The following is a 1514-nucleotide window of genomic DNA, read 5'->3' as shown; positions in this document are numbered from 1 at the left end:
CTAGACGAGGAGCGGAACTCCTTCAATTCGGGTAGGACAGACCGTAATTGGTTTGAGGTGTTCAGAATACACAAATTGGAGAAGAGCATGGTTAGGCACAGCAATAATGCTAGTGAATCTTGGATGACATTACCGTGGAAGAAATTCCGCCGTGACTTATTCCGCCTACAAAAACGAGTGTATAAAGCGATTCTTGCAGGAGACAAGCGTAAGGCAAAGTTCCTTCAAAAGCTAATTCTGAAATCTACCGCAGCAAGATTATTGGCTATCCGTCAAGTATCACAGCTAAACGCTGGGAAAAAAACCGCAGGAATTGACGGCAAAAAGTCCCTTAACTTTAAGGAACGCTTCGAGCTTAATGAACTGCTAAAAGCATCAGGTAGCAACTGGAAACACCAGGGGCTAAGAGAAATACCCATCCCCAAAAAGGACGGTACTACCAGGATGCTAAAAATCCCCACTATTGCAGACCGAGCCTGGCAATGCCTGGCAAAATATGCTCTAGAACCAGCACATGAAGCAACCTTCCACGCTAAGAGCTACGGTTTTAGAACGGGACGCTCGGCGCAGGACGCGCAGAAAATCTTGTTCAATAATCTAAACTCATCTAGTAACGGAAAAGATAAACGAGTTATAGAACTCGATATCGAAAAATGCTTTGACAGGATAAACCACACCGCCATAATGGATAGACTCATAGCTCCAAGGAGCATAAAGCAGGGAATCTTCCGCTGCTTAAAATCCGGGGTCAATCCAGAGTTTCCTGTACAAGGAACACCTCAAGGTGGAGTAGTAAGTCCACTTTTAGCTAACATCGCCTTAGATGGGATTGAAAGTATTCACAGACACCACATGATGTCTAATAGAAGAATCACAGACAATACCTCAACAAAACATATTATTGAACCATCAGTCCGTTACGCAGATGACATGGTAATAATATTACGACCACAGGATGATGCCCAAGAAATACTTGACAAAATCAACCAGTTTCTAGCAGAGCGGGGAATGAAAGTTAGTGAGAAAAAGACAAAGCTAACCGCCGCGACAGATGGGTTCGATTTCCTCGGCTGGAACTTCAAAGTCCAGAAAAACGGGAAGTTTAGATGCGTTCCTTCAGTGGACAACTTTAAATCTTTTCGCAAGAAAGTAAAAGCCATCGTCAACTGCTCGAATTATGGTGCTACTACCAAGGCTGAGAAATTAGCTCCCGTAGTTAGAGGTTGGAGGAACTACCATCGCTTCTGTAAGATGGACGGGTCTAGATTTTCCCTTTACCATATCCAACACAGAACATTCAAGGTATTCAATAAGGAAGCCAAAAAGAATCGCCATTCTAGCAAACAATTACTAGATAAAGCGTTCCCCGCAGTTCCTTACTCCGAAAATAAACACATCAATGTTAAAGGGGAGAAATCACCCTACGACGGAGATTTGAGTTACTGGAGCGAGCGTAACAGCAAACTCTATGACAATCATACCTCTAAAGCCCTCAAACGGCAAAACCATAAATG

General features: G+C 43.3%; 1 protein-coding gene. It reads left to right on the top strand.

Annotation, left to right across the window (positions count from 1 at the left end; all coding sequences use genetic code 11):
- Window positions 1–87: 87 nt before the first annotated feature.
- A partial coding sequence (locus FJR09_RS24340; protein ID WP_168654224.1) for a reverse transcriptase domain-containing protein occupies window positions 88–1514 on the top strand: 1427 nt, incomplete at its 3' end.

The organism is Dolichospermum sp. UHCC 0406 (genome assembly GCF_009712025.1).
In the GTDB taxonomy this organism is placed as follows: domain Bacteria; phylum Cyanobacteriota; class Cyanobacteriia; order Cyanobacteriales; family Nostocaceae; genus Dolichospermum; species Dolichospermum lemmermannii.
The sequence above is the reverse complement of the archived record's forward strand: the minus strand, read 5'-3'. Positions and strand labels throughout refer to the sequence as shown.